The organism is Microbacterium sp. 71-36 (assembly GCF_001898305.1).
In the GTDB taxonomy this organism is placed as follows: Bacteria; Actinomycetota; Actinomycetes; order Actinomycetales; family Microbacteriaceae; genus Microbacterium.
In genome coordinates this window covers 1,576,734-1,593,791 of record NZ_MKTP01000001.1, presented here as the reverse complement: position 1 = coordinate 1,593,791, position 17,058 = coordinate 1,576,734, and the positions used below count along the sequence as shown (strand labels likewise).

Below are 17,058 nucleotides of genomic sequence, written 5' to 3'. Positions count from 1 at the left end.
AACGCGGCGACACACGTGATCCGCCCGCACCCCAGTGTTGTGAGGCTTCACATCGCCTTCTCCGTGATGTTTCCGTTGCAAATCGTTCTTGACAGAGCGCTGAGTGTGAGCGCTAACATTCAGAAGTCAGCCCGCCCGAGCGGCTGCATCACATGGACCGGCGACGCCGCCGGCGAAACGAGGAGGTTTCATCATGAAGGCGAAGAAGACCCTCGCCGGACTCGCGCTCGTGGGCGCGATCGCTCTGACCACCGCCGGCTGCGCCGGTGGCGGCTCGACCGCCGGTGGCGGCGGAGACGACAAGGTCATCACCGTCGGCTTCGCGCAGACCGGTTCCGAGAGCGGATGGCGCAGCGCCAACACCGAGTCGATGAAGACGGCGTTCTCCGAGGCCAACGGCTTCAACCTCATCTTCAACGCGGCCGACAACAAGCCGGAGGCGCAGATCGCCGCCGTCCGCAGCTTCATCAACCAGGGTGTGGATGCCATCGTGCTCGCCCCCATCGTCACCGACGGCTGGGACGACGTGCTGAAGGAAGCCAAGGACGCCAACATCCCGGTGATCCTCGAAGACCGCACGGTGTCCGCATCGGAAGACCTGTACGCCAGCTGGGTCGGTCTGGACTTCAAGAAGGAGGGCGAGACGGCCGGCAAGTGGGTCGCCGAGAACTTCGGCAAGACCCCGACCAACCTCGTCGTGCTCGAGGGCACCACGGGTTCGTCGGCCGCCACCGACCGCGCCACCGGCTTCAACGACGCGATCAAGGGAACCGACATCACGGTGCTCGACTCGCAGACGGGTAACTTCACCCGCGCCGAGGGCAAGACCGTCATGGAGGGCTTCCTCCAGAAGTACGGCTCGCAGATCAACCTGCTGTTCGCCCACAACGACGACATGGGCCTCGGCGCGCTCGACGCGATCAAGGCGGCGGGCCTCAAGCCCGGCACCGACATCAAGATCGTGACGATCGACGCGGTCAAGGACGGCATGACGGCTCTGGCCGACGGCGAGTTCAACTACATCGTCGAGTGCAACCCGCTCCTGGGCGACAAGGTCGCCGAGGTCGTCAAGAAGGTCGTCGCCGGCGAGTCCGTCGACAAGCAGTACATCGTCGAGGACCAGGCGTTCGACCAGGAGCAGGCCAAGGCCGCTCTGCCCGACCGCAAGTACTGATCCATCCACGGACGCCTGGCGTCCGTCCCCGGGTGTGCGGGGCCGATTCCGGCCCCGCACACCCTCCCTCGACTCATCCCCCGAGAAAGCGATCGAGCATGACATCCGAACGCTCCGCCGTCGTCGCGATGCGCGGCATCAGCATCTCCTTCCCCGGAGTGAAGGCGCTCGACGGCGTGGACTTCACCCTCTATCCCGGCGAAGTCCACTCCCTCATGGGGGAGAACGGCGCCGGCAAGTCCACCCTCATCAAGGCCCTCACCGGTGTCTATGGAATCGACTCCGGCTCCATCCGCGTGCAGGGCGAGGAGCGTCTGTTCCGCTCCACGGCCGATGCGCAGGCGGCCGGAATCGCCACGGTCTACCAAGAGGTCAACCTCTGCCAGAACCTCTCCGTCGGTGAGAACGTGATGCTCGGCAACGAGATCCGTCGCGCCGGCATGGTCGACTGGCGCGCCACCCACGCCGCTGCCGCGACCGCGCTCGCCGAGCTCGGTGTGCACATCGACACCCGCTCGATCCTCGCCAGCCACTCGATCGCGATCCAGCAGCTCGTCGCGATCAGCCGCGCGATGGTCGTGGACACGACGGTGCTCGTCCTCGACGAGCCGACCTCGAGCCTCGACCGGGGCGAGGTCGAACAGCTGTTCGCCGTGGTGCGGAGCCTGCGCGACCGGGGTGTGGCCATCCTGTTCGTCTCGCACTTCCTCGACCAGATCTACGAGATCTCCGACCGCCTGACGGTGCTGCGCAACGGCACGCTCGTGGGGGAGTACCCGATCGCGGAGCTCAGTCGGGAACAACTCGTCGCGAAGATGATCGGCCGCGAGCTCGGCGAACTGGATGCCATCTCGGCCAGCGCCGAGCGTCCGATCGACCGTTCCGGGACCCCGGTCCTGAAGGCCGTCTCGCTGGCCCGCAAGAACGCGCTCGAACCGATCGACCTCGAGGTCTTCCCGGGCGAGATCGTGGGTCTGGCGGGACTCCTGGGCTCGGGCCGGACGGAGCTGGCCCGTCTCATCGCGGGCGCGGATCGCGCCGATCAGGGCCAGGTCGAGGTCGGGGGGTCCCCCTCGCGTCTCGGCTCTCCGCGCCACGCGCTCGACCGCGGGATCGCCTTCTCGTCCGAGGACCGCCGCGCCGAAGGCATCGTCGGCGACCTCACCGTCGCCGAGAACATCATCCTCGGCGTCCAGGCCCGCCGCGGCGCACTGCGCAAGCTCGGCGCCGCCGAGGTGCAGGCGATCGTCGACGAGTACATCACCGCGCTCGGGGTGCGTCCCGCGAACCCGAACGCGCTCATCCGCAACCTGTCCGGCGGCAACCAGCAGAAGGTGCTGCTGGCCCGCTGGCTCGCCACCGCGCCGGAACTGCTCATCCTCGACGAGCCCACCCGCGGCATCGACGTCGGCGCGAAGGCCGACATCCAGCGCAAGGTCGCCGAACTCGCCGAGAAGGGCCTCTCGGTGGTGTTCATCTCCTCCGAGCTGGAGGAGGTGCTGCGCATCGCGCAGCGCGTGGCGGTGCTGCGCGACCGTCGTAAGATCGGCGAGCTGGCCACCCAGGACGTCGACCTCGACGGTCTGGTCGCCTACATCGCCGAGGGGCAGCCCGAGACAACGTCGTCCGATCGGGAGAAGATCGCATGAAGAAGTTCCTTTCGCACCGCCTCGTGTGGCCCATCGCGGCCCTCGTGGCGCTCATCGCCGTCAACACGATCTCGCGGCCGTCGTTCCTCAGCATCACGGTGCAGAACGGGCAGCTCTACGGGTCGCTGATCGACATCCTGCGCAACAGCGCCCCGCTCATGCTCGTCGCGCTGGGCATGACTCTCGTCATCGCCACCCGTGGCATCGACCTGTCGGTCGGAGCGATCATGGCGGTCTCCGGCGCCGTGGCGCTGACGATCATCGAGGCCTCGCCCGACCCGGGCAACCTGGGCGTCGTCATGATCGCCATCGCCGCCGCGGTCGGCAGCGCCCTGCTGCTCGGCGTCTGGAACGGCTTCCTGGTCTCGGTGCTCGGCATCCAGCCCATCATCGCCACCCTCGTGCTCATGCTCGCCGGCCGCGGCGTCGCCCTCCTCATCACCAAGGGCTTCATCACGACGATCAACAGCGACCCGTACCAGTTCATGGCGCAGGGATACGTCCTGGGGCTCCCGTTCGCCTTCTACGTGTCGATCGCCGCGGTGATCGTCGTCGGCATCGTCGAGCGACGCACCGCGCTGGGCATGCTGACCGAGGCGGTCGGCATCAACCCCGAGGCGAGCCGCCTCGCGGGAGTCCGCTCGCGCGGCATCATCTGGGGCGCCTACATCGCCAGCGGCACGCTCGCGGGCATGGCGGGAATCCTCTACAGCTCGAACATCATGGCCGCCGACGCGAACGCCGCAGGTCTCTACATCGAACTGGATGCCATCCTCGCGGTGGTCCTCGGCGGCACCTCGCTCGCCGGTGGCAAGTTCAGCCTGGCCGGCACGGTCGTCGGCGTGTTCACGATCCAGACGCTCAAGAGCACGATCACCTTCCTGGGTGTTCCGCCGGCCGTCAGCCCGGTCTTCATGGCCGCGGCCGTGCTGATCGTCGTGCTGCTGCAGTCGCGCCGGTTCCGCGCGTTCTTCCAGACCGCGGGCCGTTCCGCCCTGCGTCCCCTCACCCGACGTCCTGACGCAAAGGTGCTGTCCTGATGGCCACTCTCACCGCTGAGCGGGGCCCCGTCGCCCCGACCACGTACCGCCGATTCCTCAGCCGCCACGTCTCGTGGATCCCGGTGTTCGCCGCGATCGCGATCCTGCTGATCATGATCGCGGGGTCCATGGCGTACTTCCCGAACTTCCAGCTGCCGCGGATCCTGTCGTCGATCCTGCTCGACAACGCGTACCTGCTGGTGCTCGCGGTCGGCATGACCTTCGTCATCCTGACGGGCGGCATCGACCTCTCCGTCGGTGCAGTCATGGCCTTCACCGGCATCCTGTGCGCCAGCCTGCTCTCGCAGGGGGTCCCCGTCGCGGTCGCGGTTCCGGCGATGATCCTCATCGGCGCGACGATCGGTCTGCTGATCGGCGTGCTCGTGCAGTTCTTCGACGTGCAACCGTTCATCGCCTCGCTGATCGGCATGTTCCTCGCCCGCGGCCTCGCGTTCGTGGTGAGCCTGCAGTCGATCAAGGTCGACAACGAGGGACTGCTGTGGCTGCAGTCCACCCGCTTCTCGTTCGCCGGGTGGTACATCACCCCGACGGGGATCATCGCGCTGCTCACCGTGGCGCTCGCCGCGTTCGTGCTCCGCTTCACCCGGTTCGGGCGCACCGTGTACGCGGTGGGCGGCAACGAGCAGTCGGCGCGGCTCATGGGCCTGCCCGTCGTGCGCACCAAGCTGTCGGTCTACGTCATCAGCGGCGTGTGCGCGGGGCTCGCGGGCATCGTCCTGACCGCGTACTCCGGCGCCGGCTACCCCCTCAACGGCGTCGGGACCGAGCTCGACACGATCGCCGCGGTCGTCATCGGCGGCACCCTGCTGACGGGTGGGAGCGGGTTCGTGCTGGGCTCGATGATCGGTGTCTTCGTCTACGGCCTGATCCGCACGATCATCTCCTTCTCGGGCGCCGAGCAGTCCTGGACACGCATCACCGTCGGAGCGCTGCTGCTGGTGTTCGTGGTGGTCCAGCGGATCATCGTGTCGCGGTCCGCGCTCTCCAAATGACGCGCCCGCGCAGGATGCGCGCGCGACGAGCGTCGCGCGGGCATGATTGACCCCATGTCCACCGTTGCCCCGCCCCTCCTCGAGGTTCGCGGGGCGACGGTGCGTTTCGGCGTCGAGTCCGCCCTCGCCGACGTCGACTTCCGCCTGCGCCCCGGTGAGGTGCACTCGCTCATGGGAGAGAACGGCGCGGGCAAGTCGACGCTGATCAAGGCGATCACGGGGGCACTGCGTCTCGACCAGGGGGAGATCCTCCTCGACGGTCGTGCGATGCAGTTCTCCACCCCGGCGGATGCGCAGGCGGTCGGGATCTCCACCGTCTACCAGGAGATCGACCTCCTTCCGAACCTCACCGTCGCCGAGAACATCTCGCTCGGACGCGAGCCGCGGCGGTTCGGGATGATCGATCACCGCGCGATGCGCGATCGCGCGGCCGAGGCCCTCGCGTCGCTCGGCGTCGACGTCGACCCGTCGTCGGTGCTGTCCACCCACCCCCTCGCCATCCAGCAGCTCGTCGCGATCGCCCGCGCGGTCTCCATCGAGGTGAAGGTGCTCGTGCTCGACGAGCCGACCTCCAGCCTGGATGCCGACGAGGTCGCCGAGCTCTTCCGGGTCATCCGCGATCTCAAGACGCAGGGGATCGCGATCGTCTTCGTCTCGCACTTCCTCGACCAGGTCTACGAGATCTGCGATCGCGTCACGGTCCTCCGCGGCGGGCGACTGGTGGGGGAGTACGGCACGCGTGAGCTCCTCCGCATCGACCTCGTCGAGAAGATGCTCGGGGCCGCCGCCGACGCCCTCGCGCCGCTCGGGCAGCGTTCGCCCGAGCCCGCAGAGGGGCCGTCGATCGTGAGCGCGCGGGGTCTGGCATCCGGGTCCCGACTGCGCGACGCCGACGTCGACATCGCCGAGGGCGAGGTCATCGGTGTCGCCGGGCTCCTGGGGTCGGGACGCAGCGAACTGGCGCGAGCCCTGACCGGCGTCGACCACCCCGACGGCGGCGAGGTGCGCATCGACGGCGAGCCGGTGAGGCTCGGGTCGCCCCGCGAGGCGATCCGCCGACGCGTGGCGTATTCCTCGGAGAACCGGCGCACCGAGGGGATCATCGGCGACCTCAGCGTCCTCGACAACATCACGCTGGCCCTCCAGGCGCAGCGCGGGATCTTCCACCGCCTCAGCACGGCGCGGCGTCGGGAGCTCGCGACGAGCTGGGTGGAGGCGCTGCACATCCGCCCCGCCGACATCGACCGCCCCGTCGCCACGCTCTCCGGCGGCAATCAGCAGAAGGTGCTGCTGGCGCGCCTCCTCGCGCTCTCGCCTCGGGTCATCGTGCTCGACGAGCCCACGCGCGGCATCGATGTCGGGGCGAAGGCCGAGATCCAGCGCCTGGTGGGCGAGCTGTCCGACAACGGCCTCGCGATCGTCTACATCTCCGCCGAACTCGACGAGGTGCTGCGCGTCGCGCACCTGGTCGCGGTCATGCGCGACGGCGTGCTCGCGCAGATCCTCCCCGCCGCCGAACTCACCTCCGACGCCCTCCTCGCCCTCGTGGCCAAGCCGGCCGCGGGGGAGGAGGGGGTCTCCGATGGCTGAGGACAAGGCATCCCGGACCGCCAACATCTTCGATGTCGCCCGCCTGGCAGGTGTCTCGCATCAGACGGTCTCGCGCGTCCTGAACAACATGCCGAACGTCCGTCCGGCGACGCGGGCGCGCGTCGAGCAGGCCATCGCGCAGCTCCGGTACAGCCCGTCGCCGGCGGCGCGGGCCCTGGTCACGCGGCGCACCCGCACGATCGGCCTGGTCACTCCGGGCACGGTCGACTACGGCCCCACCTCGATCGCGACGAACTTCAACTTCGCCGCCCGCGCCGCCCGCTACAACGTCGACGCGATCAGCTCGCCCCAGAACGACGTGGCCGCCGTCCGTGCCGCGATCGACGGGCTCCTGAAGCAGCGCGTGGATGCCATCGTGCTCATCGTCGTCGACGTCGAGGTGCTGGCGGCGGTGCAGGCGATCGAGATCGACGTCCCCATCGTCGCCGCGGCCACGACCAGCCGCCCCCACCCGCGCCTCGTCGCGATCGACCAGTATCGCGGGGCGCGGGCGGCGGTGCGACACCTGCTCGAGTCGGGGTACACGACGGTGCGCCACATCGCCGGTCCGGCCCGCAACCCCGACGCGGTGGAGCGTCTGCGCGGGTGGCGCGAGGAGATCGCCTCCGCGCGCGCGCAGTCCACGCCTCCCGTCCACGGCGACTGGTCGGCGGCGAGCGGCTACCGGATCGCGACCGAGACCGACATCGCGCCGGGCGAGGGGATCTTCGTCGCGAACGACCACATGGCGATCGGTGTGCTGTCGGCGCTGCGCGAGCGCGGGCTGCGGGTGCCGGAGGACATCGGGGTGGTCGGTTTCGACGACGTCCCGGAGGCGCCGTTCCTCTTCCCGTCGCTCACCACCGTGCGCCAGGACTTCGCCGCGCTGGGGGAGATCCTCATGCAGAAGGTGCTGCTGATGGTCGAGGAGCCCGACACCGTCAGCGAGAGCACCCCGTTGCCGACGCGTCTCGTCCTGCGCGATTCGGCGCCGCTGCGCCCCTGACGCCGAGCCTTCGGGCGTCTCCGGCGGCGCCGACGTCGCCGCTCGGTGTCTCCCTCTGCGCCCCCGCGCCGAGGTTCGGTGTCCACGACACGCGGATGCCGCGAGGGCGCGTCCGCGCGTCATGGACATCGAACCGGATCCGTCCCGCAGTGAAAAAGCGTGGGATCGCTCTCAGGCGGTCGGTTCGCGTCACATGCTGGCGAGTACCGCACTGTGAGCGCTAACATCGCGTCAGTCGTCGTTGTCGTCGACTCATGCAATGTCGCATTCACGAGAGGACCCGCACCCCCGTGCCTACACTCCCCCGGACGGCGCTCCCCCGCCGTCTCCCGTCCTGGGCGCTCGCCGTCCCGGTCGTCGCCGCGCTCGTCGCGGCGCCGATCGCCGTCCCCCTGGCCGCAGATGCGGCGACACCCACGAGCGGACTGGTCGTCTCCTACCCGCTCGACGAGACCTCGGGGACCGTCGCCCACGACGCCTCCGGCAACGGTCGCGACGCCGCCTACGTCGGCGGACCCTCGCTGACCGGCGGCGACGGCGTCCGACTCGACGGCGCCGATGACTATGTGAGCGTTCCCAACGACATCCTCGCGGGGCTCTCGTCCATCACCGTCAGCACCGACGTGCTCGTGCGCCCGGAGCAGTCGGGCAACTACTTCATCTGGGGTCTCGGCAACACCACGGACTGGTACGGCAACGGCTACCTGTTCGCCACGGGCAACCCGGCCCGCACCGGCATCGCCAGCGGCAACTGGTCGACCGAGCAGGAGACCCGCGGCTCGGCGAATCTCGACCGCGGCGTCTGGAAGACCCTCACGTACACCCTCGACGCGGGCAGCAAGACCTCGCGCCTGTACCTCGACGGCGTCAAGGTCGCCGAGAACACCAACACCACCACCACCCCCGGTTCGATCGGTGGCGGCAAGACCACCGCCAACTACCTCGGCCGCTCGAACTACACCCCCGACCGGCGTCTCGCGGGCAGCCTCCGCGACTTCCGCATGTACGACCGGGCCCTCTCCGCCGACGAGGTGACCACGCTCGTCCCCACCGACGAGCAGCGCGTCGCCCGCGACAAGGCCGCCCTCGGCCTCGGCGACCTGAGCGCCGTGACCTCGGACATCGCGCTGCCGGCCGGCGGCACGAACGGATCGAGCATCTCGTGGGCGTCGTCGAACCCCGCGGTGGTGTCGTCCACGGGCACGGTCACGCGCCCCGCCGCCGGACAGGCGGACGCCACGGTCACGTTGACGGCCACTCTCACCCGCGGAACCGCGACGCAGAGCACCGGCTTCACCGCCACCGTGCTGGCCGTCCCCGATGACGCGGGAGCGGCGCAGCGCGCCGTCGACGCGATCACGGTGGTCAACGCCGACGATGCGCGCGGCAATCTGACGCTGCCGACGACGGCGGACGGTCTGCCCGTCACGTGGACGAGCTCGAACCCCGCGGTGGTCTCCGCCACGGGCGTCGTCGCGCGCCAGGAGGCCGACACGACCGTCACGCTCACGGCATCCGTGACGAAGGGCTCGGCGACCCGCACGCGCGACATCGCCGTGAACGTCCGCAAGGCCGTGCACCTCGGTGCCTTCGAGGGCTACACCTTCGCGTACTTCACCGGGAACACGATCGAGGGCGAGAACATCTACTTCGCCGCGAGCAACGGCAACAACGCGCTGTCGTGGACCGAGCTCAACGGCGGCAAGCCCGCCCTCACCTCGAAGTACGGGGAGAAGGGCCTCCGCGACCCGTTCATCATCCGCTCTCCCGAGGGCGACACGTTCTACCTGATCGCCACCGACCTCTCGATCGGCGGTGGCACCTCGTGGGGTGACTCGCAGACCATCGGCTCGAAGTACATCGAGGTGTGGGAGTCGCACGACCTCGTGAACTGGAGCGACCAGCGGCACGTCCGGGTCTCGCCCGACACCGCCGGCAACACCTGGGCGCCGGAGGCGTACTACGACGAGAGCCTCGGCCAGTACGTGGTGTTCTGGGCCTCGAAGATCTACCCGGCGGATGACCCGAATCACACCGCCAACGTGCCCAACAGCATGATGTACGCCACCACGCGCGACTTCGTGACCTTCAGCGCGCCGCAGGTCTGGCAGGGCGGGATCTCCCGCATCGACTCGACCGTCATCAAGGCGAACGGCGTCTACCAGCGGTTCACGAAGGATGAGGGCGCCGGGACCACCGGCTGCAGCGACATCATCCAGGAGAGCTCCGCGGTGCTGACCGCTCCGCTGAAGGACTGGACGCAGGTCACGTCGTGCATCGGCAAGAACGCCGGCACAGGTGCCGTGGAAGGCCCGAGCATCTTCAAGTCCAACCCGGGCGACGTCAACGGCGACAAGTACTACCTGTTCGTCGACGAGTACGGCGGGCGCGGGTACATCCCGCTGGCCACCACCGACATCGCGAACCCGAACTGGCAGGTCCCGGCGAGCTACAAGCTCCCGAGCAGCCCGCGCCACGGCACCGTCATGCCCGTGACCGCGGAGGAGCTCGCGGCCCTGCGGAAGAACATCGTCACGGAGCCCGGCGTGACCCCGGTCACGGCGAACGACAAGGGCGAGGTCCTGCGCTACGACTTCACCGACGGTTCGGGCGCCACGCTGCACGACCGCTCCGGTGCGGGCCGCGACGCGCAGATCCAGGGCGGGGCGACGTTCTCGGACGATGCGCTGACCTTCGACGGCAGCAACGACTACGTCGATCTGCCCGACAACGTGCTGGCGGGTGTCACCGACTTCACCGTCGACACCGAGGTGCGGATCGACGCGGCGCAGAAGAACCCGTACTTCCTGTACGCCTTCGGCAACACCGGCGGAGACGGAAAGGGCAACGGGTACCTGTTCTCGACCGGCAACGGCCAGTACCGCGGCGCGCTCACCACGGGCAACTGGACGGGCGAGCAGAACGCGTCCGCCGCCAGCGCCCTGCCGCGCGACCGCTGGGTGCACCTGACGTATACGTTGAGCGGCAACACCGCGCGGCTGTACCTCGACGGCCAGAAGGTCGCCGAGAACACCAACGTCACGGTCCGACCGGGGGACATCGGCAAGGGCACGACCCTGGCGAACTACCTCGGCAAGTCCGTGTACAACGACGACAACCTCTTCCGCGGTCAGATGCGCGAGTTCGCGCTCTACAACCGCGCGTTGAGCCCGGACGAGGTCGCGGCCCAGAACCCGGGGCTGATCACCGAGGTCGGCCTGCAGGATGCCGCGGCGCTCAAGGTCGCCCCGATCGTCGACGCCGAGAACCGCACGGTGCTGTTCCCCGTCGTGCCGGGCACCGACCTGACGAAGCTGCGCCCGACGTTCACGACCGCATCCGGCACGACGGCGACCCCGGCATCGGGCACGGTCCGAAACCTCAGCACGCCGGTCACGGTCACGCTGAAGACCGACGGGCAGGCCGATGTGGTCTGGACGCTGAAGGCGGTCGAGATGAAGAGCCCGGTCCTGCCGGGCCTGTACGCCGACCCGAACATCGCGGTGTTCGGTGACACGTACTACATCTACGCGACCACCGACGGGGTCCCCGGCTGGGGCGGCAACACGTTCTACGTGTGGAAGTCCAAGAACCTCGTCGACTGGACACGGTCCGACAAGCCGTTCCTGACGCTGGACGGCGCGAACGGCGACGTCCCGTGGGCGACCGGCAACGCGTGGGCTCCGACGATCATCGAGAAGGGCGGGAAGTACTACTTCTACTTCAGCGGTCACAACCCGCAGGACAACCGCAAGGAGATCGGTGTCGCGGTCGCCGACAGCCCCGAGGGGCCGTTCACCGCGGACGCTCAGCCGATGATCACCAACGGTGAGAGCGTCCACAGCGGACAGGCGATCGACCCGGCGGCGTTCCACGACCCGAAGACGGGGAAGTACTACCTGTTCTGGGGCAACGGCAACCCGGTCTACGGCGAACTGTCCGATGACATGAAGAGCATCAAGGCGGGCACGATCAAGCCGATCTCGGGTCTGAACGACTTCCGCGAGGGGACGTTCGTGAACTACCGCGACGGTCTGTACCACCTGACGTACTCGATCGACGACACCGGTTCGGCCGACTACCGCGTCGGCTACGCCACGTCGGCGAGCATCGACGGCCCGTGGACGTACCGCGGCGTGATCCTCTCGAAGGACACCTCGCAGGGCATCCTCGGCACGGGACACAGCTCGATCATCACCGTGCCGGGCACGGACGAGTGGTACATCGCGTACCACCGGTTCGCGATCCCGGGCGGCGGTGGAACGAACCGCGAGACGACCATCGATCGCCTCGAGATCGGCCCGGACGGGCTGTTCCAGGCCGTGAAGCCGACCCTGTCGAGCGTCGCGCCGCGCGAGGTTCCCGACACGACGGAGCCGACCCCGACGCCGACCCCGACGGCCACGCCCACGGCGACGCCGACGGCCACGCCCACCGCGACGCCGGAGCCGACGACCGAGCCCACGGGCACGCCGACCCCGACGGCCTCGCCCACGAGCACCCCGGATGCCGCCCCGTCGGTGTCGGTCTCGACCACCACGGTCGAGCGCGGGGGGATCGTGCGCGTGACGGTGACGGGTCTGGCAGCGGGTGAGCAGGTCACCGCGGAGCTGCGCAGCGACCCCATCCGCATCGCCGGCATCCCCGCCGCCGACGCGAGCGGCCGTGTCACGTTCGACGTGCAGATCCCCGGCAACCTCGCCGCGGGCAGCCACACGATCGTGGTGTTCGGCGCCGACGGGAACGTGATCCGCACGATCCCGATCACCGTGGTGGCCGCGGGCCAGCTCGCCGCGACCGGGGCGCAGGCTCCGCTCGGGGCGGCGCTGCTGGCATCCTTCCTGCTCGTGGCGGGAGGAGTGGTGTGGACCCTGCGTCGTCCGCGACGCACGGTCTCGTGATCGTCTGACGATCGGAACGGGAGGAGCCCGGATGCCATGGCATCCGGGCTCCTTCTGTTCTCGCCCCACCCCTTCGAGTGGACCGGTGTCACCTCACCGATAAACGCGATCCACGCCGAGAAACGCGGGGAGAGCGCGTTTCTGGGCGCGGACCGCGTTTATCGCGCTGGGGGGTGGCGGCGGCTGCGGGGGTGGCGGCGGTTGCGAGGGTGGCGGCGGGTGCGGGGGTGCCGCCGGGCGTTCGTCCGAGCACCGTCGTCGCAGCCGGGGGCACGTGACATGCGGCATCCCCCTTGACGGCGGACGAGTCTCCCGTTTACCGTGTGTCGAACCGATTCGACGCAAAATCCCGGTGACCCCACTCAACGACGAGAGAAGAGTTCCATGAGGTCGACTCGACGGCGCGCCGCCCGCGCGCCCATCGCCACCGTTGCGGCAGGGCTGGCCGTCGCCGCCCTCGCCGTCGGTTCCCCCGTCCACGTACCTCTCGCCGAAGCGGCCCCCGCCGACGACGCGAGCAGCCACGTGATCCTCGACTACGACTTCGACGCCGCGGCATCCGTCACGGCAACGGTGAAGGACGAGTCGGGCAAGGGGCGCGACGGCGTGCTGGCCAACCCGGGCTCCGCCCAGCTCGTCGACGGACCGGCCGGGGGGAAGGCCCTCCACCTCTCCGGCGGGGCCGCAGGTTCGACGACCGCGCCGTTCATCACCGTCCCCTCGGGTCTGTTCCAGGGGCTGACCTCCACCACCATCTCGTCCTGGGTCAAGTGGGACGGCGGTGACGCTTTCCAGTGGCTCTACACGCTGGGCAAGGACAAGGACAGCGCGGCGTTCTACACGCCGCGGTTCCAGGGCGACGACAAGGCCCGTTCCAGCGTGAAGCCCACCAGCCAGGGCGAGGCGGGTGCCGCAGGATCGACGGCGCTCCCTTCCGGCGAGTGGCACCTCGTGACCACGACGATCGACGCCGGAGCGCTGGTGTACTACCTCGACGGGCTCGAAGTCGCTCGCACCGCCGTCGGCGCCGATGTCTCCAGCGCCCTCTTCGGCGCGTCCTCGCCCGACTCGGGCTACATCGGGCAGCCCTTCTGGACCGGGGTACACCCCTTCTTCGCCGGCGCGATCGACGACTTCCAGGTGTACGACACCGCGCTCACCGCCGGTCAGGTGCGCGCGCTCGCGGGGGATGCCGCGCCCCAGCTCACCCGGGTGCTGGAGACGAGCGTGACGGTGCAGACCGACATCGGTGCCGCGCCGCAGCTCCCGGGCGTGAAAGCCGAGTTCGACGACGGGCAGCAGCGACTCGCGCCCGTCACCTGGGCCGACGTCCCCGCGTCCGCCTACGCGCAGCGCGGCGTCTTCACGGTGCAGGGCACCGTCGACGGCACCGACACCGCGGTCACCGCGACCGTGCGCGTCACGACTCCCGGCGAGTTCTCGATCGACGTCGGTGACCGCACGGGCGCCTTCATGGGAGGGGCCTCCGGAACCCTCTACGGCCTCTACGGCCCCGGTCTGCCCTCGAACAACCTGATCGACGGCATCCAACTGCGCACCGTGTCGACCAAGGCGCAGGACGGCCCGCAGCACCCGGGCGCCGACGCCCTCGAGGTCGTGAAGCCGCTCGCCGACTCGTCCAACGGCGACGTCTACATCTACATGACCGACATCAACCGCGGCTTCCCGTACGAGGTGCCCGGAGACAGCGGCGCCGAGAAGGAGGCCTGGTTCCTCGACTCGATCGGCGCGCAGGTCGACCAGGTGCTCCAGCTCCCCGCGGAGTACCAGAAGCGCATCGTGTTCGTGCCGTTCAACGAGCCCGAGGGCAACATGTACGGCAACGGCGGCCAGTCCTTCTGGGGCCAGAGCTGGCTGGACGACCCGGCTCGCTTCTTCAGCGCGTGGGACCGCGCGTACCGGATCATCAAGGACAAGATGCCCGACGCCCGTGTCAGCGGCCCGAACACGAGCATCCTGTTCAACCAGACGTACGGGTTCCTGCAGCACGCCATCGCGAACGACACCGTCCCCGCGGTCTTCACGTGGCACGAGTTGAGCAACCCCGCGACGATCCGCGACTCGGTCGCCCGCTACCGCGGATGGGAGGACGAGCTGTTCGCGGGCACGAAGTGGGCGGGGACGCATCTCCCGATCAACGTCAACGAGTACGCCTTCAACTACCACACCTCGGTTCCGGCGCAGATGATCCAGTGGATCTCCGCGATCGAGGACTCCAAGATCGACGCCGACATCGCCTACTGGAACATCGACGGCAACCTCAGCGACTCCGCCGTGCAGTCCAACCGCGGCAACGGGCAGTGGTGGCTGCTGAACGCGTACGGGAACATGACCGGGGACACCGTGACGGTGCACCCGCCGCAGCCCGGTCAGAGCTACACGCTCCAGGGCGTGGCGACCGTCGATGACGCGAACCAGAAGGTGCACGCGCTCTTCGGAGGCAGCACGGGCGATCAGAGCGTCTACTTCGATCGCCTGCCCGATTACCTCGGCGGCTCGGCCCACGTCCAGGTGCGCGACATCCGCTGGACCGGTCAGATCGGTGACTCCGGCGAACCGCAGACGGTCGCCGAGTTCGACGCCCCGATCGTCGAGGGTTCGCTGAGCCTGCAGTTCGGCCAGGGCGATCTGCCCGCGCTCGGCACCGACTCCGCGTACGAGGTCATCGTGACCCCGGGTACGGACACCACCAGCCCGGCGAAGTCCCCGGTGTCGTGGCGCGGCGTCTACGAGGCGGAGGATGCGCCGTTCACCGGCGGAGGCCACTTCGTCAACTACGAGGGGTCGCCGGCCGATGTCGGGAAGTTCTACACGTCGGGCAACCGCAACGTCGGCAACATCACGGGGGAGGCGTCGGGCGACGGCTCCACCGGAGATCTCGCGCTGAACTTCCAGGTCGACGTGCCGGCGGACGGCACGTACGACCTCAGCATCCTCGCGAACGCGTTCAACAAGGAACCCCGCAACGAGGAGCAGGGCCCCGTGAACATGTTCGTGCGCGTCGACGACGCCGCCGAGCAGGAGGTCTACGCCGAGCTGGGATACAAGTGGGTCGTCTGGAACCACACCGACACCACCGTCGAGCTGACCCGCGGGCGCCACACCATCACGGTCGCCTCGCAGAGCCTGGACGGATCGAAGAAGACAAAGGGCATCGCGCTGATCGACAAGATCGACCTGACGCTCGCCAACCCCGACTACACGCCCCTCTACGAGGCGGAGAACGCCGTCCTGCACGGAACCACGGCGTCGTACGACCGGCCCGGTGTCTCGGGCTCCGGATACGTCGACGTCGCAGCGGGCCAGTCGGCGACCTTCTGGGTGTACAGCAAGGACGACGCGGAGAAGTCGCTCGAGGTGAAGACCCTCGGCGGGGGAACCGGCATCCTGAAGGTGAACGACGTCGAACTGGGCGAGGTCTCCGACACCGCGCGGGTCCCCGCGTTCCTCGTCGGCGGCATCAACAAGGTCGAGATCGTCGGGGGCAGCGGCGCCCTGGCCGTGGACCGCGTGGCGGTCGAGCCCTCGGAGGGCGTGCTGGCCAGCCAGACGATCGAGGCCGAGGACGGCGTCCTCGGCGGGTCCGCCCGGGTGCAGGATCTCTCCCTCGCCAGCGGTGGAAAGGCGGTCGTGGGCGTCGGCGGCGCGCAGGACAACGCCAACACCCTCACGACGAAGGTCACGGTCGCCGAGGCGGGCACCTACGCGATGACGGTGCGCTACTCCAACGAGGAGCAGTCGCCCGCATCGCACTACAACCCCGACCCGGTGGCGCGCCGTGCCGACATATCGGTCAACGGCGGGACCGTTCAGAAGGTGCTGTTCCCGCAGAGCTACAACGCCAACCAGTTCTGGGAGCTCACGGTCCCGGTCGACCTGCGGGCCGGGGAGAACACCGTCTCGTTCGCCTCGAAGGAGGCGCCGGACTTCAACGGCACCACCTTCATCTCGGAGCGGTTCCCGACCCTGGGACTGCGCTCGCAGTGGGCGCCGAACCTGGACCGCCTCACCTTCACCGCGCTGCGTCCCGCGGACGCCCCGCCGGTGGTGGCGACGGTGAGCGTGGACGCGACGTCGGTCGCGCAGGGCGGCACCGTGTCGGTGTCGGGCTCCGGCTTCGCCCCGAACGAGAAGGTCGCCCTGGAGCTGCACTCCGACGTGATCGTCCTGGGAGAGGCGACCGCGGATGCCGCGGGTTCGTTCTCGACGTCGGTGACCGTCCCGGGCACGGCGCCGGTCGGCGACCACGAACTGGTGGCCACGGGGGCTGACTCCGGCCGCACCGCGTCGACCGCGCTGTCGGTCACCGCGGCCGATCCGGGCACCGGCGGCGGCTCCGGGGCCGGTGGGGGCACGGGGTCGACCGGGTCGGGAAGCGGCGGGGGAGCGTCCTCCGCGGGTTCGAACGCTGGATCGCTGGCGACCACCGGGGGTGCCTTCGCCGGGTTCGGGGCGGTGTTGGCGGGCGCTCTCGCCATCGCCGTCGGCGCCGGCCTGATCTCACGCCGGCGCGGTCGCAGCGCCGACTGAGCGTGACCGACAGAACCCCCGCGACAGCCGTCGCGGGGGTTCTGTCGTGGCTCGGGTGATTCCGGGTCAGAATGACAGGTATTCGACGACATGGCTCTTGCTCCCCCGGGCAGAACGGCGCTACGATGATCGAA

General features: G+C 69.3%; 8 protein-coding genes. All 8 read left to right on the top strand.

Annotated elements, in window-relative coordinates:
• Positions 1-193 precede the first annotated feature (193 nt).
• The gene (locus BGO45_RS07620; RefSeq protein ID WP_076494864.1) at positions 194-1,174 is read left to right on the top strand and encodes an ABC transporter substrate-binding protein; all 981 of its coding nucleotides are present in this window, start codon (positions 194-196) and stop codon (positions 1,172-1,174) included.
• A gap of 98 nt (positions 1,175-1,272) precedes the next feature.
• Positions 1,273-2,823, top strand: coding sequence for a sugar ABC transporter ATP-binding protein (locus tag BGO45_RS07615; RefSeq protein ID WP_076494867.1), 1,551 nt, complete (start codon positions 1,273-1,275; stop codon positions 2,821-2,823).
• Positions 2,820-3,863 carry an ABC transporter permease gene (locus tag BGO45_RS07610; protein WP_076494870.1) on the top strand — a complete coding sequence of 348 codons (1,044 nt, stop codon included), beginning with the start codon at positions 2,820-2,822 and terminating at the stop codon, positions 3,861-3,863. The genes BGO45_RS07615 and BGO45_RS07610 overlap by 4 nt, the downstream gene beginning before the upstream one ends.
• On the top strand, positions 3,863-4,876 hold the full coding sequence (locus tag BGO45_RS07605; RefSeq protein WP_076494873.1) for a hypothetical protein: 1,014 nt from the start codon (positions 3,863-3,865) through the stop codon (positions 4,874-4,876). Before BGO45_RS07610 ends, BGO45_RS07605 begins: the two co-directional genes overlap by 1 nt.
• A gap of 54 nt (positions 4,877-4,930) precedes the next feature.
• Positions 4,931-6,466, top strand: coding sequence for a sugar ABC transporter ATP-binding protein (locus BGO45_RS07600; RefSeq protein ID WP_076494876.1), 1,536 nt, complete (start codon positions 4,931-4,933; stop codon positions 6,464-6,466).
• The gene (locus tag BGO45_RS07595; protein ID WP_292692323.1) at positions 6,459-7,472 is read left to right on the top strand and encodes a LacI family DNA-binding transcriptional regulator; all 1,014 of its coding nucleotides are present in this window, start codon (positions 6,459-6,461) and stop codon (positions 7,470-7,472) included. Before BGO45_RS07600 ends, BGO45_RS07595 begins: the two co-directional genes overlap by 8 nt.
• 290 nt (positions 7,473-7,762) lie before the next feature.
• Positions 7,763-12,373 carry a family 43 glycosylhydrolase gene (locus tag BGO45_RS07590; protein WP_292692321.1) on the top strand — a complete coding sequence of 1,537 codons (4,611 nt, stop codon included), beginning with the start codon at positions 7,763-7,765 and terminating at the stop codon, positions 12,371-12,373.
• A 384-nt stretch (positions 12,374-12,757) separates the two neighbouring features.
• Complete coding sequence (locus BGO45_RS07585) at positions 12,758-16,924, top strand: LamG-like jellyroll fold domain-containing protein (RefSeq protein ID WP_292692320.1); 4,167 nt, start codon at positions 12,758-12,760, stop codon at positions 16,922-16,924.
• Positions 16,925-17,058 lie beyond the last annotated feature (134 nt).

Bases quoted from the DNA above. Each gene is read 5' to 3' on its own strand.
- BGO45_RS07620 (WP_076494864.1), top strand. From the start codon at position 194: ATGAAGGCGAAGAAGACCCTCGCCGGACTCGCGCTCGTGGGCGCGATC.
- BGO45_RS07615 (WP_076494867.1), top strand. From the start codon at position 1,273: ATGACATCCGAACGCTCCGCCGTCGTCGCGATGCGCGGCATCAGCATC.
- BGO45_RS07610 (WP_076494870.1), top strand. From the start codon at position 2,820: ATGAAGAAGTTCCTTTCGCACCGCCTCGTGTGGCCCATCGCGGCCCTC.
- BGO45_RS07605 (WP_076494873.1), top strand. From the start codon at position 3,863: ATGGCCACTCTCACCGCTGAGCGGGGCCCCGTCGCCCCGACCACGTAC.
- BGO45_RS07600 (WP_076494876.1), top strand. From the start codon at position 4,931: ATGTCCACCGTTGCCCCGCCCCTCCTCGAGGTTCGCGGGGCGACGGTG.
- BGO45_RS07595 (WP_292692323.1), top strand. From the start codon at position 6,459: ATGGCTGAGGACAAGGCATCCCGGACCGCCAACATCTTCGATGTCGCC.
- BGO45_RS07585 (WP_292692320.1), top strand. From the start codon at position 12,758: ATGAGGTCGACTCGACGGCGCGCCGCCCGCGCGCCCATCGCCACCGTT.